We start from the raw sequence: 20825 nt of genomic DNA on the forward strand, positions 1-20825 counted from the left end.
TTGTGTGCAATATCTCCTCACCTTACAAAATGTCGGCGCGGGCGCAAAGTGAATTTATTCGATGGCTGGGGATTTCTCAGCAATCCTTCTTATAGGCAAGGACGCGGCCGAAAAGGCCGAGGCGTTTTCCCGATCACGAGGTCACCATGACAGAGATGATTTCCGCTACGGTATTGCTGTTTTTAATTATGGATCCGCTGGGCAACCTGCCGATTTTCATGTCGGTGCTCAAGCACCTGGAGCCGCGCCGCCGCCGCGTAGTGTTGATTCGCGAGCTGCTGATCGCCCTGCTGCTGATGCTGATCTTTCTGTTCGCCGGCGAGAAAATTCTGGCGTTCCTCAACCTGCGCACCGAAACCGTCTCCATTTCCGGCGGCATCATCCTGTTTCTGATCGCCATCAAGATGATTTTTCCCTCGCAGGAGGGAAACAGCTCCGGGCTGTCCGCCGGCGAGGAGCCATTCCTGGTGCCGCTGGCGATCCCGCTGGTGGCCGGGCCGTCGATTCTGGCAGCGCTGATGCTGCTGTCGCACCAGTATCCGCATCAGCTGCCGCATTTGGTGGCGGCGCTGCTGATCGCCTGGGGCCTCTCTGCGGCCATTTTGCTGATGTCGAACCTGTTCCTGCGCCTGCTGGGCAGCAAAGGCGTCAGCGCGCTGGAGCGGTTGATGGGGCTGATTCTGGTGATGCTGTCGACCCAGATGTTCCTGGACGGCGTGCGGGCTTACATGAAGCTGTAGGCGCCTGGCGGCGCCGACAACGGTCCGCGCTTAGCGGGCGGTAACGCGGCGAATATAGGCGAGCGTATCGGCAACCACGCCGTCCAGCGGCTGGTTGATGTCGATCGCTTGCACATCCGGCTCCTGCTCGCCCGGCTCTTCCAGCGTGGCGAACTGGGAAATCAACATCTGCGGCTTGAAGAAGTGGCCCTTGCGCTGCTTCAGGCGCTCCTCGATCACCGACTGGTCGCCTTTCAGATACAGGAAATGCAGGTTGCTATTCCCTTCGCGCAGGCGGTCGCGATAGCTTTTCTTCAGCGCCGAGCACACCAGCAGCGACACGTCGTTGGTGCGCTGCATGGCGAAGATGGCGTCGTTCAGGGCCGCCAGCCACGGCGCGCGATCGTTGTCGTCCAACGCATGCCCGGAGGACATTTTGATGATGTTGGCACGCGGGTGCAGGTAATCGCCGTCCAGCATGGCGGCGTTGGCCTGGTGAGCGACAGCGCTGGCCACGGCGGATTTGCCGCTGCCGGAAACGCCCATCAAAACAAATACGTGATTCTGCGGATTGCTCATTGTGTCATGCCCTTATGGGAACTGGCGCGAGCGCGCCAAATGCGTCCCAACTGATAAAGATACTCTGGAACGCCGGCGCCCCGCAGGGCGCCGGATAAAGATTATACGACCGTCGCCAGCAGCAGACAGCCCACCAGGCCGCACACCGAGATAATGGTTTCCAGCACCGACCAGGATTTGATGGTTTCCATGATGCTCAGGTTGAAGTACTCCTTGAACAGCCAGAAGCCCGGATCGTTGACGTGCGAGAAGATGACGCTGCCGGAACCGACCGCAATCACCATCAGCTCAGGGCTGACGCCGGTGGTGGCGATCAGCGGCGCCACGATGCCGCCGGCGGTGATCGCCGCCACGGTGGCGGAACCCAGCGCCAGACGCAGCGCGGCGGCGATCGACCAGGCCATCAGGATCGGCGAAACGTTGCTGCCTTCCATCAGGCCGGCGATGTACTTCTCAACGCCGCTGTCCACCAGCACCTGCTTGAAGGCGCCGCCGCCGCCGATGATCAACAGCATCATGGCGATGATTTTAATCGAGTCGGTGATGGTGCCCATCACTTCATCCATGGTACGGCCACGGTTCAGGCCGAAGGTGAAGATGGCGATCAGCACGGCGATCAGGGTGGCCATCACCGGGTCGCCGAAGAACTCGGCGAAGCGCAGCAGGCTGTGGCCCTTCGGCAGCACCATTTCAGCGACCGCGCGCAGCGCCATCAGGATCACCGGCACCAGCGACGTGGCGACGCTGACGCCAAAGCTTGGCATCTCCGCGTCGGTAAAGGTTTTCGGGTTGTACAGGCCTTCCGGCACCGGCTTGTCAATGCCTTTCAGGAAGCGGGCATAGACCGGGCCGGCCAGGATCACCGTCGGGATCGCCAGCAGCGTGCCGTACAGCAGGGTTTTACCCATGTCGGCATGGAAGATGGTGGCGATGGCGGTCGGGCCTGGGTGCGGCGGCAGGAAGCCGTGGGTCACCGACAGCGCGGCGGCCATCGGCACGCCGACGTACAGCAGCGGGATACGCGCGGAGGCGGCGATGGTGAACACCAGCGGCAGCAACAGCACGAAGCCCACTTCGTAGAACAGCGCGAAGCCGACGGTGAAGCCGGTCAGCACCACCGCCCATTGAATGTGTTTTCTGCCGAACTTGTCGATCAGCGTGGTGGCGATGCGCTGTGCGCCGCCGCAGTCCGCCAGCAGTTTGCCGAGCATGGCGCCGAAGCCCATGATCAGCGCCAGGCTGCCCAACGTGCCGCCCACGCCGGCCTTGATGGAGCCGATGACCTTATCGACCGGCATACCCTGCGCGATTCCGACCGCCAAAGCAACCAGAACCAGAGAGATAAAGCCGTTCAGCTTGAAGCGGATCATCAGCAGCAGCAGCAGCGCTACGCCGCCTGCAACAATCACTAATGGCATAGTTTTTCTCCAACCTTTTATCGCGACTCTCTTTACAATAGGCGTAAAGCGTGCGGTTGTTTTATTTTTAGGCTCTTTCCCGGTGTTTAAGAAGAGCTGTAGGTGTTGTTGAGTCAGAGGTTCAGTCTTGCAGCAAGATGACCGCGCACTCGTTGTTACCGGTATCATGATACCGGTAACAACGAGTGCGCCGGAACCGGGTAACCGGCTAAAATTCGCGTTCTGGGACAGAGATCAAACTTATGCCGGCAACGAGCGGCGGGCTTACAGGCGGGGTAACCAGCGCGCCTCAGGGCGCGCTGTAAAAAGAAAGAGTGTTAAAACAGAACGTTAAAATGGCTCAGATGCTGCCGCCGGGGATCACGGTGAAACCGACGTCCACCATGCGCGGGCACACCGTTTCGCCGCGCAGCCGGGCCAGCAAGCGCTCGGCGCCGATCTGGCCCATGCGTTCGCGCGGCGTCAGCACGCTGGCCAGCTTCGGCACCATCACCTGGCCGATGTCATGGCCGTGGAAACCGGCGATCGCCATGTCCTGCGGGATCGACAGCCCTTGCCGCTGGCATTCGAAGGCCGCGCCGATCGCCAGGTCATCGTTGGTGCAGAAGATACTGTCGATCTGCGGGTAGTCACGCTGCGCCTGGCGCAACAGCTCGCCGCCGGCGGAATAAGAGGAAGAACGCGCGGTCATGATGCTGTACGGCTCCAGGCCGGATTCACGCATCGCCTGCTCATACCCCTGCTGCTTGATGATGGTACGCTCATCCTGACGAGCGCCGAAATAGACCACGTGACGATGGCCGTGCGCGATGATCTGCTGGGTCATCTGGCGCGCCGCCTCGAAGTTGTTGAAGCCCACCGCCAGATCGATGCACGGCGAGACGCAGTCCATCAGCTCCACCACCGGAATGCCCGCCACCTCGATCATCTTCAGGGTACGCGGCGTATGGTGGCGCTCGGACAGGATCAGGCCGTCGATATTGTAAGACAGCAGCGAGGTCAGACGCTCTTCTTCACGTTCCGGCAGGTAGCCATAGTGCGCCAGCATGGTCTGGTAGTTGTGCGCGTCGGTCACGCTTTCGATGCCGCGCAGCACTTCGGCGAACACCTGGTTGGTCAGCGACGGCAACAGCACGCCAATCGCCCGGCTGGTGGCGTTGGAGAGGATATCCGGCGCGCGGTTGGGGATGTAGCCCAGCTCATCCAGCGCGACGGCGATTTTTTGCTGCAGGGCGGCGGAAACCTGGTCGGGATTGCGCAGATAACGGCTCACCGTCATCTTGGTCACGCCCACCTTGTCTGCCACATCCTGGAGTACCGGCCGTTTTTTCTTCATTTTCAATGAACTGACTAACCGTGAATGGGCAGTCATTTTAGCAAAAAAAACGGCGGGCCGATATTGTCGGTTATGCGACGGCCAACGCAAAAAGGGCTCACACCGTGAGCCCTTCATACGCTGACAAAGGGGGAAAAAGCGTGGTTTTTCCCCCTTTGTGATGATTAGCCGAAAATCAATAAATTGATTTTCCTTGTTTTTATATGCTGGCGGCGTCAAGTCAGGCAACATCGTCAGACGTGTCATTAACCTCAAGGGCTCACATCGTGAGCCCTTGAAATTTACCGCTTAATCACACCGGCGGCAGATCGAACAGCAGGATTTCGCTCTCTTCGTCGGCCTGGATCGTCAGCGCCGATTCATCCCACACCGCGAACGCGTCGCTGATGCCGGCGGTCTGGCCGTTGACCGAGACCTTGCCGCGCACCACCTGGATCCAAACGCGACGGCCGGCGGCAATCGGGCATTCCCCCTGCTCGCCCTTATTCAGCGCCCAACGCGACAGCGTCATATCCTGGAACACCTTCAGCGAGCCGTCACGCGCATCCGGCGACAGCACCAGCTGACGGCCCTGCGGCGCGTCGAACATGCGCTGCTCGTAGCGCGGCTCCAGCCCGACCTGATCCGGGATGATCCAAATCTGGTACAGGTGCAACGGACGATCCTGATTAGCGTTGTACTCAGAGTGACGCACCCCGGTGCCCGCACTCATGATCTGGAATTCACCGGCCTGGATCTGCTCCTTGTTGCCCATGCTGTCCTGATGTTCCACCGTACCGCTCAGCACGTAGGTCAGGATTTCCATGTCTTTATGCGGGTGAGTACCGAAACCCTGCCCTGCGTCGATCACATCTTCGTTGATCACTCGCAGCGCCGAGAACCCCATAAAATTCGGATCGTAGTAATCGGCAAATGAGAAGGTGTGCCAGCTATCCAGCCAGCCATGATTGGCGTGGCCGCGGTCTTCCGCTTTACGTACATAAATCATTTTCAACTCTCCTCAATGTTTTTTTACAGTCTAGTCCTGCCAGCAGAATAAGAAAGCGTAAAAAACTCATGCCTCTGTTCAAAAATTTCGATGGAATGAAACAGCGGATGGGCAGCGGATTTGTTGAAAGCGGAACCGGCTGAAAAAGGGCAAAAAAAAAAGCCAGCACCCGAGCTGGCTAAGTAAACACTGGAAGCAATGTGAGCAATGTCGTGCCTTCGCAGCGAGAGTATCAAGGATTGATGCCCTCCCCGGAACGCATCGCAATAATAATCATTATCATTCGCACCTGTAAAGCGTTTTTTTTGACCCGTTGAAATAATATTGACTCAAGGCAGTAAACGGATAAATTCAGAGGTTATTCAACCGGTAAGCAAAAGGAGCAGCGAGATGAGCGAGATCGTGATACGCCACGTGGGAACATCGGATGCTCAGGCTCTGCATCATCTTTATTCTCAGACGCCCGTCTACCGCGATACGCTGCAGCTCCCGCTACCGTCCGTCGAGTCCTGGCAGAAACGCCTCGCCAACCCCGAACCGGGCACGCATAACCTGGCGGCCTTCGTTGACGGGCAGCTTGTCGGTCAGTTAGCCGTGATGCTGAATCAGCGCGTTCGCCGCCGCCACGTGGCCACCTTCGGCATCGGCGTCGATCCGCGCTACCACGGTAAAGGCGTCGGCAGCCGCCTGATGCAGGCGATGATCGACCTGTGCGACAACTGGGCGGCCATCGAGCGCATCGAACTGACGGTGTTCACCGACAACCCGGCGGCCATCGCGCTGTATCGCAAGTTCGGTTTTGAGATTGAAGGCACCAGCCGCGCTTTCGCCATTCGCGACGGCGTGCTGGTCGATGCCTACCATATGGCGCGTTTTCGCTCCGGGCAGCCGCGCGGCGATGCGTGATCTCATCCCCCCGCAGGGGCCGCTGCGCCGGCCCCTGAATATCAACCGCCGAACCTTTTTACACGCGCTGGCCGGCCTGACCGCCGCCGGCATGTTCTCCCCCTTCACCCCATTAGGTGCCGCTATGCCAACTTCCGCCGCCGGTCGCCCTGGCGCCCGCAACCTGATTACCGATGTGCCCGGCCTGAAGGTCGGCGTGGCGCAGGACAGCCGGGTGCGCACCGGCGCGACGGTGATCCTGCCGGACAGCCCGGCGATTGCCGCCGTGGACGTGCGCGGCGGCGGCCCCGCCACCCGGGAAACCGACGCGCTGGGTGAAGACAATTTGGTACAGACCGTCGATGCGTTGACGTTCAGCGGCGGTTCGGTATACGGCCTGGCGGCGGCGGACGGCGTCGCGGCCTGGCTCGGGCTACAAGGCAGAGGCTATGCGCTGCGGCCGGCTCCCGGCGTGCCGGTCTCACCTATCGTGCCCACCGCCTGCCTGTACGATCTGGCCAACGGCGGCGATAAAAACTGGCAGCTCACGCCGCCGTATCGCCAGCTGGGCATCGACGCGGTCGGCAAGGCTGGATTGGACTTTCCACTGGGCACCGTCGGCGCCGGCTACGGCGCCATGACCGGCATGGGCAAGCTGAAAGGCGGGCTCGGTTCGGCATCGATCGTTGCCGCCAGCGGCGCTACCGTCGGCGCACTGGTGGCGGTCAACAGCCTGGGAGCGGTGGTGGCGCCCGGCACCCGCGCCTTCTGGGCGACGCCCTATGAAATTGACGGTGAATTCGGCAACGGCGGCGCGGCGGCGCTGGCGCAACTGCGCGCGCAGGGCGAAGACTGGATGGTGCAAGAGCCGCAGGGCGGCAGAAAGAACACCACCCTGGCCTGCATCGCCACCGATCTGGCGCTGACGCGTGTGGAGTTGAAACGGGTGGCCATCATGGCGCAAGACGGCATGGCGCGCGCTATTCGCCCGCTGCACAGCCCGTTTGACGGCGACGTGGTGTTCGCCCTGTCCACCGGGCAGCGCGAGGTACAGGGCAGCCGCGAACTGGCGGTGCTGCAGATCGGCGCGCTGGCGGCGGACACCCTCGCTCGGGCGATCGCCCGGGGCGTATACGCCGCCACGCCGTGGCCGGGCAGCCAGGTCACAACCTGGCAAACGCTCGGCGGCTAACGCGCCGCCATCAAAAAAGGGGGCCGGTGGCGCCCCTCGATCTTTATTGCCCCCCACCGCCTAAATACCGGCAGTTTCCCGAATATAACGGCGCGCCTTCACCGCATACTCGAACGGGTTGGCCAGCGCCGGATCCTGCTCGGCCTCCACCACCATCCACCCTTTGTAACCGCGCTCGTCCAGCAGCTTGAACACCGGCCTGAAGTCGATCACGCCATCACCCGGCACGGTGAAGGTGCCCTTCTTCACGCCGTCGAGGAAGCTCAGCTTGTTGGCCTTCACTTCCGCCACCACCTCATCGCGCACGTCCTTCAGGTGGACATGGTTGATCCGCGGCAGATACTTCTCCAGGATCGCCATCATCGCCTGTTGGCTGCCTTCCGAATAGTAGGCGTGGCCGGTATCGAACAGCAGGTAAACGTCGTCGTTGACCATGCTCATGTAGCGATCGATTTCGGCCGTGGTCTGAATGCCGGTGCCCATGTGGTGGTGCAGGCACACCTGCATGCCTTTATCGGCGGCGATCTTCGCCAACTCGTTGTAACCGTCGGCCACGCGCTGCCACTCTTCATCGCTGAAGTACGGCTTCTCTTCGAACACGCCTTTGGTGGTGCCCTGAATGCTCTTGCTCTGCTCTGAGCAGCCAATCACCCTGGCGCCCATGGCATGCAGGAAATTCATGTGGTTGATAAATTCATCAATGGTTTTGTCTTTCTGGCCGTCAGCGAAAAAGGTGCTGAACCAGGCGTTGCAGATCTGGATGCCGCGAATATCCAGCATCGGTTTCAGCACCGCCGGATCGCGCGGGTATTTGCTGCCCACTTCGCTGCCGGTGAAACCGGCCAGCGCCATTTCACTGACGCATTGCTGGAAGGTGTTCTCCTTGCCCAGATCGGGCATGTCGTCGTTGGTCCAGCCGATCGGCGCAATGGCCAATTTCACGTTGTCTTTATTCATGGTTTGCCTCGGTCCTTGCAGGGCCGCCGGTACAAACGCCGCCGGCGAGCCGAATCAGATTATTTGCCCAACAGCTCTCTTTCGATGCGTTCTCTGGTCGCCACCGCCTGGCTCGGCATCTTTTCCGGGTAACCGAACAGCGAGGTGCAGATGATCGATTCGCCGCCGACCTTGAAGCTGCGGTTGGCAAATTCCATGTCGCGCAGCGTCTGGAACAGGGCGTCGAAATTCACCTCGCCTTCGCCGATGCCGACGTGCTGGTGCACCGCGGCGTCAACGCCCGGCGGGTTGACGATATAGCGGCAGTGCTTGGTGTGGTTCATGGTGTCGGCGATCAGCACGTGGGACAGATCGTCCCCGGCGTACTGCAGCATCCCGGCTACGTCACCCTGCCCCTTGTCGTAGTAGAAGGTGTGCGGCACGCTGTAGAGATATTTGACGTGGTCGCTGCGCAGCGACTTCACCAGATCGGCGGTTTCGTTGCTCAGCTCGCAGAAGTCCCACGGGTGCGACTGGATCTCCATACGAATACCCTCGCGCTCAACGATCGGCAGCAGCTCCTCCATCGAGCGATACCACAGCTCCTCGCAGATCTCCGGTTCGTTGGGATTGCCGGCCAGTTCGGTGTTGATCACCTGCACGCCCATTTCCACCGCAATTTCGATCATCCGCCGCCAGTTTTTGACCGCCGCCTGGCGGCGATCTTCCCCCGGACCGGACCAGCGATACACCACGATAAATGAGGAGATCTCCACGCCGGTCGCTTTTAGGGCGTTTTTATACTCCGCCATGATTTCGCGGCTGGCCTTCGGATGTTTGTAAAACGGGTTGATCTGCGGGTGCGGCGACTGCTCGATGTATTTGTAGCCCCAGTCCGCCACCTGCTGAACCATTTTGGTGACGCCCAAATCCCGGATAACGTCGACATCAAAAGCGATCTTCATGGTCACTCCTCTGCAATCGTGGTTACGCGCTGCGAGCGGTTATTTACCGTAAAACGCCGGGCGCGCCGGCAGGGTCACCGGCACGATCTCGCCGCTGAGCTGGGCCGCCACGCAGGCGTCGGCGGTTACCGCGGCGGCGTAGCCGTCCCAGGCGGAAGGCCCGGTCAACTTGCCCGCGGCTACGTCGTTGATGAAGCCCTGCAGCTCGACGTCATAGGCATCGATAAAGCGATCCTTCCAGTCGGTCAGGATTTCGGTCGACAGGCGGGCGCCGCTGCGCATCTGCACCGAGGACGGTTCCGGCAGTTTGGCGATGCCGGTTTCCCCCACCACTTCGCACTGAATGTCGTAGCCGTACTGGCAGTTGACGAAGATTTCGACGTCGATGCGCGTCCCTTTGGCGGTTTCAAACAGCACAATTTGCGGATCTTTCAGGTGCGGAAACGCCTTCGGGCTCTTGCGTGGGAACACCACCTGCACCGACACATAGTCGTCGTCGAGCAGCCAGCGCAGCACGTCGATTTCGTGGATCAGGGTGTCGGTGATCGCCATATCGGTGGTGTAGGCCTCGCCGACCGTCGGGTTGCGGTGCGCGCAGTGCAGCATCAGCGGCTCGCCGATCTGGCCGCTGGTCAGTACCTGTTTCAGCGCGCGATAGCCCTGATCATAGGGGCGCATGAAGCCGACCTGCACCAGCCGTTTGCCGTGCTTCGCTTCGGCGTCGACAATGTTTTTGCAACCCTGCGCGGTCACCGCCAGCGGCTTCTCGCAGAATACCGGTTTGCCGGCGGCGATGGCCGCCAGCACGAACTCTTCATGACTCGGCCCCCAGGAGGTGACCAGCACCGCCTGCACGTCGGCGGCTTTGATCAGATCGTGGCCGTTGTCATACACCCGCGCATCCAGCTGCAGATCGCTCACCACCTTGGCGGCGTTGTCGCGGTTGATGTCGTTGACCGCCACCACGCGGGCGCCCTGCAACACTTTGCTGCAGCGACGGATATGATCGCGGCCGATGGCGCCGGTGCCGATAACCCCAATGTTCAATGTCATTTTCGCTACCCTCGAGATTAATGTATGAAAACGAATCAGTAATCGCGCGCCTTATCGATGTTTTCCTGCAGCTTGCGCGCCACTGCGACGATTTTTTCGCTGTCGGCCACCTGAGCGCCGCCCACGCGCCACCAGCTGAGATACTTGTGCACCATGGTCTTCGGCAGCACCTTGATGTCCAGCAGCGTGGACACGGTTTGCCTGCGGGCGTCGGCCAGCGCGTCGAGCAGCTGCTGCTCGGTGGTGACGCGATAGGTTTTACAGCCGTAAGCCGCCGCCAGCATGGCGAAATCGACCGGCACCAGTTTGCCGTCGAGCTTGCCGCCCTGTGGATTGCGGAAGCGGAATTCGGTGGTGTAGCTGTCCATGCCGTGTTCCATCTGCAGGTTGTTGATGCAGCCGTTGGTCATGTTGTCGAACAGCACCACGTTGATCTTGCAGCCTTCCTGAATCGAGGTGACCAGTTCGGAATGCAGCATCATGAAGGCGCCGTCGCCCACCATCGCGTACACCTCGCGCTGGGGCTCGGCCAGCTTGACCCCCAGCGCGGCGTTCACCTCGTACCCCATGCAGGAGTAGCCGTATTCCACGTGGTAACCGTGCTCGCCGCGGTTGTGCCACACCCGCTGCAGATCGCCCGGCAGGCTGCCGGCGGCGGCGACGATCACGCTGTCCGGCGGCAGCTCGCGGTTCAGCGCCCCCAGCACCCGGCTTTGCGTCATCGCCGAGCCGGTCTGGGCGATAAATTCGTCGAACACCTGCTCGCGGTCGAGGTGATCGTCTATCTCCGGCACAAAGTCTGCGCCGCTGTATTCCACCGAGTAAACACGCTCGGTCTCTTCACGCTGGGCACCGCGCGCCGCGGCGATGGCGTCGCCCCAGCCGGCGCGATAATCGGCCTGCGCCAGCAGCGCGCCCAGTGCGTTCAGGGCCTCGCGGGCGTCCGCCAGCACCTGCACGCCGTCGAGCTTGCCGGCGTCGAAGGCGCTGACGTTGATATTGAGGAAGCTGACGTCCGGGTGTTGGAACAGCCATTTGGACGAGGTGGTGAAATCGGTGTAACGGGTGCCGACGCCAATCACCAGATCGGCCTGCCGGGCCAGCGTGTTGGCCGCCAGGCAGCCGGTTTCGCCGATGCCGCCGAGGTTGAATTCATGGTCACTCGATACCGTGCCTTTACCGGCCTGGGTCTCGGCGAACGGAATGCCGAAGCGCTCGGCGAATTCGCGCAGCGCTCGCCCGGCCTGCGAGTACTTCACGCCGCCACCGCACACCAGCAGCGGTTTGCGTTTGGCCGTCAGCAGCGCTAAGGCGTCCGCCAACATGCCGTCGGTCGCCGGGCGGCGATCGAGCCGATGCACGCGCTTTTGGAAGAAATAGTCGGGGTAGTCGTAGGCTTCACCCTGCACGTCCTGCGGCAGACACAGCGTCACCGCGCCGGTTTCCGCCGGATCGGTCAACACGCGCATCGCATTGATGCAGGCGCTCATCAGCTGTTCCGGGCGCACGATGCGATCCCAGTATTTGCTCACCGCACGGAACGCGTCGTTGGTGCTGATGCTGAGATCGTAAGACTGTTCGATTTGCTGCAACACCGGGTCCGGCTGGCGGGAAGCGTAAACGTCGCCCGGCAGCAGCAATAAAGGAATGCGGTTAGCGGTGGCGGTGGCCGCGGCGGTGATCATATTGGCGGCGCCGGGGCCGACCGATGAGGTGCAGGCGTAAATTTGCCGGCGCAGCTTCTGTTTGGCGAAGCCGATCGCCGCATGGGCCATCCCCTGCTCGTTGCGGCCCTGGTGCACCCGCAGATCGCCGCTATCCTGTTCCAGCGCCTGCCCCAGCCCCAGCACATTGCCGTGGCCGAAAATCGCGAAAATGCCCGCGACGAATTTGGTTTCCACGCCGTCGGCCAGCAGATACTGGTTATCGAGAAATCTGACGAGCGCCTGCGCCATGGTTAACCTGATCTTGCCCATTTACCCACCCTTTAGATTAAGGGCCGCCCCGGAAAGCGCTCATGCCGAGCCGACAATCCCGTGTTTGTGTTACGCGGCGGCAGCTATTATCTTGAGCAGGCGATGCCCGCGCTGCTCACGAAGTCGACAACCTGAAACGTGAAGCGATTATAAACAAATATATTTTTCATAAAATCACATTACAGAAGAAACATTTCATTTTGCGATAAAGATCGCATATTGCATGAAAAGCCCGTTTCATCTCGTGGTTCAGCCTTCATGGGCTTCGTGCCGCGCACCGGCCGATAAAAGTCGTTGGCACATGGGCTGACAGCCTTTTCCTCTGCCCTCACCTCCCTTTTATGTTCCGCCCCGGCGGCCCTTGCGCAGCCGATTCATCGCCTTTTCCCACGCCTCTGTCGATGTTTTAAACGCATCACATTTTTGGGGTGTAAATTTCATTTCATATTGAAATTGAAATTTTCATTCCCCATACTGTCCCCATGCTTCCTGCAGGGCGCCACGCTCGGGCCGCCGCCGGAGTTTTGCTTAACAGAAGGAAACGGGTATGGCTACACAACAAAAACAGCTTGATGTCATTTGTCTCGGGCGCATCGCCGTCGATTTCTATGCTCAGCAGATCGGCGCGCGTCTGGAAGACGCCGGCACATTCGCCAAATACCTCGGCGGCTCTTCCGGCAACGTGGCCTACGGCACCGCCATTCAGGGGTTGAAATCCGGCATGCTGGCCCGCGTCGGCGATGAACACATGGGCCGCTTTCTGCGTGAAGAGCTGCAGCGCGTCGGAGCCGATACCCGCTGTCTGATCACCGACAAGCAACGATTAACCGGCCTGGTGATCCTCGGCATCAAGGATCAGGAAACCTTCCCGCTGATCTTCTACCGCGAAAACTGCGCGGACATGGCGCTGACGCCGGACGACATCGACGAGGCCTACATCGCCTCCTCCCGCGCGCTGGCCATCACCGGCACGCACCTGTCGCACCCGAACACCCGCGCCGCGGTGCTGAAGGCGCTGGAGTATGCGCGCCGCCACGGCCTGCGCACCGCGCTCGACATCGATTACCGCCCGGTACTGTGGGGGCTGACGTCGCTGGGCGACGGCGAAACCCGCTTTGTGGAATCAGACCAGGTGACCCGCGAACTGCAGGAGGTGCTGCACCATTTCGATCTGATCGTCGGCACCGAAGAGGAATTTCATATCGCCGGCGGCAGCACCGACACGCTGACGGCGCTGAAAAACGTGCGCCGGACTACCGCGGCCACGCTGGTGTGCAAGCGCGGCGCGCAGGGCTGCTCGGTGTTCGAAGGTGAAATCGCCGACGACTGGGCGCAGGTGAAGCTGCACGCCGGTGTGCGGGTTGAAGTGCTGAACGTGCTGGGGGCCGGCGACGCCTTTATGTCCGGGCTGCTGCGCGGCTACCTGAACGATGAGGGCTGGGAGCAGGCCTGCCGCTACGCCAACGCCTGCGGCGCATTGGTGGTTTCGCGCCACGGCTGCGCGCCGGCGATGCCGACCAAACGGGAACTGGACGACTACCTGCAGCGTGAACAGCAGGTCACGCGCCCGGACCGCGACGCACGCCTGAACCACCTGCACCGGGTCACCACCCGCAAGCAACAGTGGCCGGAACTGTGCGTGTTCGCCTTCGATCACCGCAAGCAGCTGGCGGACATGGCGCGCGAAGCCGGCGTCGGCGAGGAACGCATTCCGCGCCTGAAGACCCTGCTGCTCACCGCGGCGCAACAGGCTGCCGCGCAGGCCGGCCTCAACGGCAACAGCGGCATTCTGGCCGACACCACCTATGGGCAGGCGGCGCTGAACGAGATCACTGGCCAGGGATGGTGGATCGGCCGGCCGGTGGAGCTGCCCAGCTCGCGCCCGCTGCGCCTGGAGCACGGCAATATCGGTTCGCAATTGATCGACTGGCCGCAGGAGCACGTGGTGAAGTGCCTGGTGTTTTATCACCCGCACGATGCGGAGGAACTGCGCCGCGAACAGGATGAGCTGATCGCCGACGTCTACCGCGGCTGCTGTAAATCCGGCCACGAGCTGCTGCTGGAGGTGATCCTGCCGGACAGCAACGCCGACAAAGACGAACGTTATTACCTGGAGATGATTGAGCATTTCTACCAGTTGGGCATTCAGCCCGACTGGTGGAAACTGCCACCGCTGAGCGCAGAAAACTGGCGGCAGGTCGGTGCCCTGATCGACACCTACGATCCCTTCTGCCGCGGCGTGCTGATCCTGGGGCTCGACTCCCCGGAGTCGGTGCTGAAGGCGGGCTTCGCCGCCGCCGCGGATGCGCGCTGGGTGAAAGGTTTCGCCGTCGGCCGCACCATTTTCGGCCAACCTTCGCGCCGCTGGCTGCAGGGGGAAATCGACGACGCGGCCCTGATCGAGCAGGTGAAACAAAAATACCTGACGCTGATCGGTTTCTGGCGCCAGTACCGTCCGCAGGCGGGCGGCACGCACTGACGGCAACAGCAGGTTCACGTCCCCTTAAGGCCATTTCGCCGCTTTAAGGGGATTTTTTTGCCCCTTTTCTGTGAAGTCGCGCAATGTGCGATCGAATAAATCGCTTTTTGAGGAAATGAAATTTCCGCTCCGTCTGTTAAAATACCCTGTCAATATTTCAGGCATCAGGCCAATACGCCTTCACCCCACTGCGAGCCGAATGGATGAACAACCCAACTCAACTTTCGCTGTTACAGGACGAGATCCGCCACCGTTATGAAACGCTGAGCAAGCGTTTGAAGCAGGTGGCGCGCTATATTTTGGATAACAGTAACAGCATCGCTTTCGATACCGTTGCCTCCATCGCCGCACAGGCCAGCGTGCCGCCTTCCACCCTGATCCGTTTCGCCAACGCCTTCGGCTTCAGCGGCTTCAACGAAATGAAGCAGGTGTTCCGTCAGCATCTGATGGAAGAAACGGTGAACTATACCGAGCGCGCGCGCCTGTTCCGCCAAACCTCTACCGACGACAACGTCGCGCCGGAGAAGCCGGCGGAGATTCTCAACGTATTCACCATGGTCAATGCGCAGGCGCTGCAGCAGCTGGCGATGCAGATTGCCCCCGAGCAATTGGATCGCGCCGTCGAACTGCTCAACAACGCCGAAAACATCTACGTGATCGGCCTGCGCCGCTCGTTCAGCGTCGCCTCCTACCTCACCTATGCGCTGCGCCATCTGGAGCGCCGCGCATTTCTGATCGACGGCCTGGGCGGCATGTTCACCGAACAGCTGAGCATGGTGAAACCGAAAGACGTGGTGATCGCCATAAGCTATTCGCCGTACGCCCGCGAGGCGGTGGAACTGGTGGAATTGGGCGCCAAGCGCGGCGCGCAGCAGATCGCCATCACCGACAGCCAGGTCAGCCCGCTGGCCGCGTTCAGCGACGTCTGTTTCGTGGTGCGTGAAGCGCAGGTGGACGGGTTCCGTTCGCAGGTGGCCTCGATGTGCCTGGCGCAGACGCTGGCGGTCTCGCTGGCGCTGAATAACGCCCGGGACGAGTAAGGCGGATGTGAACGCGCCCGACAGGCTCGGGCGCGGCGGGATTATTGCAGCAACAAATAGCGGTAGAGCGCGCTTTCCAGATCCTGCTTCATGCTGATGAAAAGCAGAATCTCCACCGTTTGGCCGTCGTAGTCATAGATGACGCGGTATTCGCTGTCGGGATCCAATCGTTCGTGCAACCGCACTCCCATGCCCGCCAGCACGGCGTTGAAGCGATAGCGGACGGGATCGTCGGCGATTGCCGCGAGGGACGATAACAACAGATTGTCCACGAACATCCCGGCTGCGACGGCCCCTATCGTTCCGCTCTTATAAGACTCGATGTCTTTCAGGCTCCATTCCGCCGCCGGCGCGACGGTAAAACGTATTTCCTGGGGCATCCTGCACCTCGGGTCTATTTCCGCGCGTCACGCAGCCGCTGCAAGGTTTCTTCGGGCGACAGACCGCGCTGATTTTTAATCTCTTGCTTCGCCATCATAGTCAGTTTCAACAACGCGTTGGACTGGCGCTCGAGATTGCGTTCCCGTATTTCGGCCTCTCTCTCAGCCGCCGTTTGTACAAACAGCTCGGCAACACCATTTTTTGTGACGTAAACCCCGCCTTCAAACAGATCGGGCGAACCTAATCCTTCGCGCGCCGCTTTTTGAGACATGGTGGTTGTCATAGTTTTTCCTCCTGTGTACCGGCATTCTCACTGCATAACAGCGGTTCGTTAGATTCACTCAACCAGGGAGCAATCGCGTGCGGACAGGTTATCATTTGAGCAAGAGAGAGGGCAAATTTAGGTCAAATTTATCCCCTGATAAAGAGAAAGCCCGGCAAGCCGGGCCTCAAGCGCTTATTGCGCGGCGGGGTAGCCGTCGCCGTTAATCCAGGCGTGATCTTTTTCCCAGGTGAATTTCCACTGCCGCACCGGCCCGGCCATCACGTTGAGGTAATAGTTGTCGTAGCCCGCCAGGGTCGCCACCGGATGATAACCGCGCGGCACTTTCACCACGTCGCGATTGTAGACCGGCATGCATTCGTCGAGCGTGCGATCGTCGGTATAGACGCGCTGCATGCAGAACCCTTGCTCCGGCTGAATGCGGTGATAGTAGGTCTCTTCCAGATAGGTTTCGTCCGGCGAGTCTTCCCGATCGTGCTTGTGGCTCGGGTAGGAGCTGGTGTTGCCCTCGTCGGTGTAAACCTCCACCACCAGCAGACTGTCGGCCGGCTCGCTGTCCGGCAGAATGTTATGCACCAACCGCTGGTTGCGCCCCTTGCCGCGCCGCTCCACGCCGATTTCCGCCGGCGTGATCAGGCGTGAAGGCAGATGGCCGCTGCCGGGCGCGCTGCACACCGCCAACTCCAGATCGGTTTCTGCCCGCACGTCGATGCGATCGTGGTGCGGCACGTACACCGCGTAAGGCGGCGTGCGCTCGAACGGGCTCATGCGTTTGCCGATATGCGGGTATTCGGCGCGCAGCGTGGCGACGGAGGCGATACCGGCCACCAGTACCAGACACAGTTCCTTGTCACCGCATTCCAACCGCAGCGACTGCCCGGCGGCCAGGCGGTAAACGTCAAAGCCGACATAGCCCCAACCGGCATTTTCCGGCGTCACGTGCTGGATACGCCCCTCGGCGTTCGGCGCCTGACATTTGGCAAGCAGTGAAGACATTTCGATTCTCCTGTTAACTCCCCGTGCAAAGGCCGCTGCCCCCATGGAGCAACGGCCCGCTCATACTCTGCGATCGCTTAACCCAGCGTCGGCATGCTGAATTCAGACACCGTCTGTTGTCCGGCCGGCCAGCGCGCGGTGGCGGTCTTCATGCGCGTGTAGAAGCGCACGCCGTCGGTGCCGTGCACGTTCAGCGCGCCGAACACCGAGCGCTTCCAGCCGCCGAAGCTGTGGAACGCCATCGGCACCGGCACCGGCACGTTGACGCCGACCATCCCGGCCTGCACTTCCTGCACGAACTGGCGCGCGTAGTGGCCGCTGCCGGTAAAGATGGCGCTGCCGTTGCCAAACTCGTGGCCGTTGACCGTGTCGATGGCGGTGCGATAGTCCGGCACCCGCACGATGCCCAGCACCGGCCCGAAGATCTCTTCGCGGTAGATGCGCATGTTCGGCTTCACATGGTCGAACAGCGTGCCGCCGACGTAGTAGCCTTCAGGGTAGCCCGGCACCTGATAATTGCGGCCGTCGGCCACCAGGGTGGCGCCTTCTTCCACGCCCAGATCGATGTAGCCCAGCACCTTTTTCTGATGGGCGGACGACACCAGCGGCCCCATTTCATTCTCTTCGCCACCCTGCTGCAAGCCCGGCCCGACGCGCAGCTGCGCGATCAGCGGCTTCAGTTTGGCGATCAGTTTGTCGGCGGTGTCGTCACCGACCACCACGGCGATCGGCAGCGCCATGCAGCGCTCGCCGGCAGAGCCGAACGCGCCGCCCATCAACGCGTTGACCGTGGCGTCCAGATCGGCGTCCGGCATGACGATCGCCTGGTTTTTCGCCGCGCCGAAGGCCTGTACCCGCTTGCCGTGCGCGCTGGCGGTGGTATAGATATGTTCCGCCACGGTGGAGGAACCGACGAAGCTCACCGCCTGAATGCGCGGATCGGTGCACAGCTGCGCCGCGTCTTCATTGGCGCAGTGCACCACGTTGAACACGCCGTCCGGCAGGCCGGCTTCTTTCAGCAGCTCCGCCAGGCGCACTGAGGCCGAAGGCACCAGCGCCGGCGGCTTGAGGATAAAGGTATTGCCGCAGGCCAACGCGATAGGGAACATCCACATCGGCACCATCGCCGGGAAGTTGAACGGGGTAATGCCCGCCACCACGCCCAGCGGCTGCATCAGCGAGAAACTGTCGACGCCGCTGCCGACGTCCGGCGAGTATTCGCCCTTGATCAGATGCGGGATGCCGCAGGCAAATTCGACCACTTCCATGCCGCGCGTCAGTTCGCCCAGCGCATCCGAATACACTTTGCCGTGTTCGCTGACGATAAGCTCGGCCAGCTCGTCGCGGTGCTGTTCCAGCAGCGCCTTGAAATTGAACATGATGCGCGCGCGGCGCAGCGGCGTGGTGCGCGACCAGTCGGCAAACGCCCGGTGGGCCACGTCGATGGCCTGTTTGACTTCGGCGGCGGTGCTCTGCGTGACGCGTCGCTCAACCTGCCCGCTGGCCGGGTTGTGCACGTCGACGGTTTGATTGCTGCTGCTCAGGCACACCTGCCCGTCAATAAAGTTACCCACGGTTTTCATGTCACGCCCTCTTTTCAAGTCCGCTGTCGCCTGGCCACACCCAGGCGGCGCGGCGTTAATCGTCCCGCTCGCCAAACCCCGTCGGCAAGCCGGCTAAATCCTGACCGGATGCAGCAAACTCTATTTCATTGAAAAAAAGGTTTCAAATAAATTGTTTTGAAAAATTTGTTTTTAGTGCGTGAGGTCGCAATTTTGCGGTGTCGATCGGGTTGGCGCTTGCATTGCCGTGCCAGGGGAAGCGCAACTGCGGCGGAGAAAGTTGGGGTAATACACACTGACTTTGCTACAGAAAACCCGCACTGCGCCTGCCCTGTCGCCGTTACCGCACGCCCTCGAGCGCCCAAGGTGCCCGAATCGCTCGCGACGGTTTTTTTTGAACTGGATCTAAAAATCAATATTCCATTATTCACTAATTATGAAATAAATGTTCTTGTTTGTTCCAGCATTTATCGACGACATCGCCTTGATGACAGGCACGGTTCACACCCTTCCGCTCGCCCTCTTCCCGACACCCCAACCGTGCGGACGGAAGCCAGGATAAAAATCGGAGCAACACATGTCATATCAGCGTAAGCACAATACCGGCTACATATTGCGAATTTGCGGCATCGCCGCCCTGGGCGGCATTCTGTTCGGCTACGATACCGCCGTGATCTCCGGCGCGATCGAAGCGTTGAAAGCCTATTTCGATCTCAGCCCGGCCGAAACCGGCTGGGCAGTCTCCAACGTGGTGATCGGCTGCGTGGTCGGCGCCTTCGCCGCCGGGCCGCTGGCGGCGCGCTGGGGCCGTAAAAAGGCGCTGATGCTGGCAGCGCTGCTGTTCACCGTGTCCGCCGTCGGCGCCGCATTGGCTCCGACCTTCACCTGGTTCGTCATCTACCGCATCATCGGCGGGCTGGCGGTCGGCATTGCCGCCACCGTGTCGCCGATGTACATGTCGGAGGTGTCGCCGAAAGACATGCGCGGGCGGGCGCTCAGCATGCAGCAATTCGCCATCGTCTTCGGCCAGATCGTGATTTTCTACGTCAACTTCAAAATCGCCAGCCTCGCCAGCGAAGCCTGGCTGGTGGAAATGGGCTGGCGCTGGATGTTCGCCTCGGGCGTGATCCCCTGCATTCTGTTCTGCATCCTGGTGTTCGTCATTCCTGAATCGCCGCGCTGGAACGTGATGATGGGCCGCGACGATCAGGCGCTGGCGATGTTGACCAAGGTCTCCAACGCCGCCCACGCGCAGAATCTGCTGAAAGAAATCAAAGACTCGCTGCAGCAGGATCAACAGCAGCAGCACCGGAAGCTGAACTACGGCGATGTGCGGGTGCGGTTCATCCTGTTCGTCGGCTGCATGATCGCCATGTTGCAGCAGGTCACCGGCGTCAACGTGATGATGTATTACGCGCCGGTGGTGCTGAAAACCGTCACCGAAAACGCGCAGGAAGCGCTGTTCCAAACCATCTGGATCGGCGTGCTGCAGTTGGTCGGTTCGGTCATCGGCGCCATGCTGATGGATCGCATGGGCCGCATTCCGCTAATGCGTTACGGCACGCTGGGCGCCATCGCCGGCCTGCTGCTCACCTCGTACGCGCTCTACACGCAGGCCACCGGCTATTTCGCGCTGTTCGGCATGCTGTTCTTCATGGTGTTTTATGCGCTGTCCTGGGGCGTCGGCGCCTGGGTGCTGGTGTCGGAAATCTTCCCGAACCGCATGCGCGCGCAGGGGATGAGCATCGCCGTCGGCTGCATGTGGGTCGCCAACTTTGCGGTGTCGCAGTCGTTCCCGATGATCAACGACCACCCTTACCTGTTCTCGCATTTCCACGGCGCCTTCCCGATGTGGATCTTTGCCGCCTGCTGCCTGTTCAGCTACTGGTTTATCGGCCGCTATATTCCTGAAACCAAAGGCGTCTCGCTGGAAAAAATGGAACAGGTGGTGCTGGCCAAACGCCTCCGCCAATCCCTGCCCGACGGCAAGCCGCTGCCGCTGGAAAACGACAAATCCTGATCTCTCAACCCTGACCG

At 61.0% G+C, this 20825-nt stretch carries 18 protein-coding genes; 6 read left to right on the forward strand and 12 right to left on the reverse strand.

All coding sequences use genetic code 11. The annotated features are described in order from the left end of the window. Positions 1-146 precede the first annotated feature (146 nt). A complete protein-coding gene (locus AC2CGQ_RS22920; RefSeq protein WP_025159894.1) occupies positions 147-740 on the forward strand; it encodes a YhgN family NAAT transporter in 594 nt (197 codons plus the stop codon). A gap of 30 nt (positions 741-770) precedes the next feature. Here the strand turns inward: AC2CGQ_RS22920 and gntK are convergent, their stop codons facing one another. The 4 genes from gntK to AC2CGQ_RS22940 all read right to left on the reverse strand — a co-directional run bounded on the left by gntK (position 771) and on the right by AC2CGQ_RS22940 (position 5040). Continuing rightward, positions 771-1298: a gluconokinase gene (gntK, locus tag AC2CGQ_RS22925; RefSeq protein WP_033645624.1), complete on the reverse strand. Its 528-nt coding sequence runs from the start codon at positions 1296-1298 to the stop codon at positions 771-773. Between the two features lie 101 nt (positions 1299-1399). Further along, positions 1400-2716 (reverse strand): gluconate transporter, encoded by a 1317-nt coding sequence (gene gntT, locus AC2CGQ_RS22930; RefSeq protein ID WP_004930830.1) that lies wholly within the window; start codon positions 2714-2716, stop codon positions 1400-1402. Positions 2717-3056: 340 nt separating this feature from the next. Further along, on the reverse strand, positions 3057-4052 hold the full coding sequence (gene gntR, locus AC2CGQ_RS22935) for a gluconate operon transcriptional repressor GntR (protein ID WP_004930833.1): 996 nt from the start codon (positions 4050-4052) through the stop codon (positions 3057-3059). A gap of 292 nt (positions 4053-4344) precedes the next feature. Next, positions 4345-5040: a pirin family protein gene (locus AC2CGQ_RS22940; protein ID WP_004930835.1), complete on the reverse strand. Its 696-nt coding sequence runs from the start codon at positions 5038-5040 to the stop codon at positions 4345-4347. Positions 5041-5430: 390 nt separating this feature from the next. Between AC2CGQ_RS22940 and AC2CGQ_RS22945 the strand changes: the two genes are divergently transcribed. Both AC2CGQ_RS22945 and AC2CGQ_RS22950 read left to right on the forward strand, forming a co-directional pair. Further along, a complete protein-coding gene (locus AC2CGQ_RS22945) occupies positions 5431-5946 on the forward strand; it encodes a GNAT family N-acetyltransferase (RefSeq protein WP_103086218.1) in 516 nt (171 codons plus the stop codon). Next, complete coding sequence (locus AC2CGQ_RS22950) at positions 5939-7117, forward strand: P1 family peptidase (RefSeq protein ID WP_088381989.1); 1179 nt, start codon at positions 5939-5941, stop codon at positions 7115-7117. Before AC2CGQ_RS22945 ends, AC2CGQ_RS22950 begins: the two co-directional genes overlap by 8 nt. 60 nt (positions 7118-7177) lie before the next feature. Here AC2CGQ_RS22950 and iolE read toward each other — a convergent pair whose 3' ends face one another. Genes iolE through iolD form a run of 4 tightly spaced genes read right to left on the reverse strand, consistent with a single transcriptional unit; the run spans position 7178 to position 12047 of the window. Continuing rightward, positions 7178-8074, reverse strand: a complete 897-nt coding sequence (gene iolE, locus AC2CGQ_RS22955; protein WP_015379329.1) for a myo-inosose-2 dehydratase — start codon at positions 8072-8074, stop codon at positions 7178-7180. 59 nt (positions 8075-8133) lie between these two features. Beyond that, the gene (locus AC2CGQ_RS22960) at positions 8134-9018 is read right to left on the reverse strand and encodes a sugar phosphate isomerase/epimerase family protein (protein WP_004930845.1); all 885 of its coding nucleotides are present in this window, start codon (positions 9016-9018) and stop codon (positions 8134-8136) included. Positions 9019-9057: 39 nt separating this feature from the next. Then, positions 9058-10071: a bifunctional inositol 2-dehydrogenase/D-chiro-inositol 1-dehydrogenase gene (gene iolG, locus AC2CGQ_RS22965; protein WP_004930848.1), complete on the reverse strand. Its 1014-nt coding sequence runs from the start codon at positions 10069-10071 to the stop codon at positions 9058-9060. Positions 10072-10106: 35 nt separating this feature from the next. Continuing rightward, complete coding sequence (gene iolD, locus AC2CGQ_RS22970) at positions 10107-12047, reverse strand: 3D-(3,5/4)-trihydroxycyclohexane-1,2-dione acylhydrolase (decyclizing) (RefSeq protein ID WP_484593900.1); 1941 nt, start codon at positions 12045-12047, stop codon at positions 10107-10109. Positions 12048-12594: 547 nt separating this feature from the next. On the opposite strand from iolD, the gene AC2CGQ_RS22975 reads away from it, so the two are divergent. Both AC2CGQ_RS22975 and AC2CGQ_RS22980 read left to right on the forward strand, forming a co-directional pair. Then, complete coding sequence (locus tag AC2CGQ_RS22975) at positions 12595-14526, forward strand: bifunctional 5-dehydro-2-deoxygluconokinase/5-dehydro-2-deoxyphosphogluconate aldolase (protein ID WP_484593901.1); 1932 nt, start codon at positions 12595-12597, stop codon at positions 14524-14526. Between the two features lie 203 nt (positions 14527-14729). Then, a complete protein-coding gene (locus tag AC2CGQ_RS22980) occupies positions 14730-15566 on the forward strand; it encodes a MurR/RpiR family transcriptional regulator (protein ID WP_004930856.1) in 837 nt (278 codons plus the stop codon). A 41-nt stretch (positions 15567-15607) separates the two neighbouring features. On the opposite strand, the gene AC2CGQ_RS22985 is transcribed toward AC2CGQ_RS22980, so the two are convergent. The 4 genes from AC2CGQ_RS22985 to AC2CGQ_RS23000 form a co-directional block, all read right to left on the reverse strand. After that, complete coding sequence (locus AC2CGQ_RS22985) at positions 15608-15946, reverse strand: type II toxin-antitoxin system RelE/ParE family toxin (protein ID WP_015379333.1); 339 nt, start codon at positions 15944-15946, stop codon at positions 15608-15610. Positions 15947-15960: 14 nt separating this feature from the next. Further along, positions 15961-16230, reverse strand: a complete 270-nt coding sequence (locus AC2CGQ_RS22990) for a hypothetical protein (protein WP_004930864.1) — start codon at positions 16228-16230, stop codon at positions 15961-15963. 174 nt (positions 16231-16404) lie between these two features. Next, positions 16405-17226, reverse strand: coding sequence for a 5-deoxy-glucuronate isomerase (gene iolB, locus AC2CGQ_RS22995; RefSeq protein WP_261239111.1), 822 nt, complete (start codon positions 17224-17226; stop codon positions 16405-16407). A 77-nt stretch (positions 17227-17303) separates the two neighbouring features. Further along, positions 17304-18809: a CoA-acylating methylmalonate-semialdehyde dehydrogenase gene (locus AC2CGQ_RS23000; protein ID WP_015379335.1), complete on the reverse strand. Its 1506-nt coding sequence runs from the start codon at positions 18807-18809 to the stop codon at positions 17304-17306. Positions 18810-19365: 556 nt separating this feature from the next. Here AC2CGQ_RS23000 and AC2CGQ_RS23005 point away from each other — a divergent pair. Continuing rightward, positions 19366-20808: a sugar porter family MFS transporter gene (locus tag AC2CGQ_RS23005; RefSeq protein WP_484593902.1), complete on the forward strand. Its 1443-nt coding sequence runs from the start codon at positions 19366-19368 to the stop codon at positions 20806-20808. Positions 20809-20825: the final 17 nt, after the last annotated feature.

The organism is Serratia sp. DFXYC6 (genome assembly GCF_057196085.1).

Coding starts and splice junctions, on each gene's coding strand:
- iolD (WP_484593900.1), bottom strand. CDS start 12,047: ATGGGCAAGATCAGGTTAACCATGGCGCAGGCGCTCGTCAGATTTCTC.
- iolG (WP_004930848.1), bottom strand. CDS start 10,071: ATGACATTGAACATTGGGGTTATCGGCACCGGCGCCATCGGCCGCGAT.
- AC2CGQ_RS22940 (WP_004930835.1), bottom strand. CDS start 5,040: ATGATTTATGTACGTAAAGCGGAAGACCGCGGCCACGCCAATCATGGC.
- AC2CGQ_RS23005 (WP_484593902.1), top strand. CDS start 19,366: ATGTCATATCAGCGTAAGCACAATACCGGCTACATATTGCGAATTTGC.
- gntT (WP_004930830.1), bottom strand. CDS start 2,716: ATGCCATTAGTGATTGTTGCAGGCGGCGTAGCGCTGCTGCTGCTGCTG.
- AC2CGQ_RS22945 (WP_103086218.1), top strand. CDS start 5,431: ATGAGCGAGATCGTGATACGCCACGTGGGAACATCGGATGCTCAGGCT.
- gntR (WP_004930833.1), bottom strand. CDS start 4,052: ATGAAGAAAAAACGGCCGGTACTCCAGGATGTGGCAGACAAGGTGGGC.
- AC2CGQ_RS22985 (WP_015379333.1), bottom strand. CDS start 15,946: ATGCCCCAGGAAATACGTTTTACCGTCGCGCCGGCGGCGGAATGGAGC.
- AC2CGQ_RS22960 (WP_004930845.1), bottom strand. CDS start 9,018: ATGAAGATCGCTTTTGATGTCGACGTTATCCGGGATTTGGGCGTCACC.
- iolE (WP_015379329.1), bottom strand. CDS start 8,074: ATGAATAAAGACAACGTGAAATTGGCCATTGCGCCGATCGGCTGGACC.
- AC2CGQ_RS22950 (WP_088381989.1), top strand. CDS start 5,939: ATGCGTGATCTCATCCCCCCGCAGGGGCCGCTGCGCCGGCCCCTGAAT.
- AC2CGQ_RS22975 (WP_484593901.1), top strand. CDS start 12,595: ATGGCTACACAACAAAAACAGCTTGATGTCATTTGTCTCGGGCGCATC.
- AC2CGQ_RS22920 (WP_025159894.1), top strand. CDS start 147: ATGACAGAGATGATTTCCGCTACGGTATTGCTGTTTTTAATTATGGAT.
- AC2CGQ_RS22990 (WP_004930864.1), bottom strand. CDS start 16,230: ATGACAACCACCATGTCTCAAAAAGCGGCGCGCGAAGGATTAGGTTCG.
- iolB (WP_261239111.1), bottom strand. CDS start 17,226: ATGTCTTCACTGCTTGCCAAATGTCAGGCGCCGAACGCCGAGGGGCGT.
- AC2CGQ_RS23000 (WP_015379335.1), bottom strand. CDS start 18,809: ATGAAAACCGTGGGTAACTTTATTGACGGGCAGGTGTGCCTGAGCAGC.
- gntK (WP_033645624.1), bottom strand. CDS start 1,298: ATGAGCAATCCGCAGAATCACGTATTTGTTTTGATGGGCGTTTCCGGC.
- AC2CGQ_RS22980 (WP_004930856.1), top strand. CDS start 14,730: ATGAACAACCCAACTCAACTTTCGCTGTTACAGGACGAGATCCGCCAC.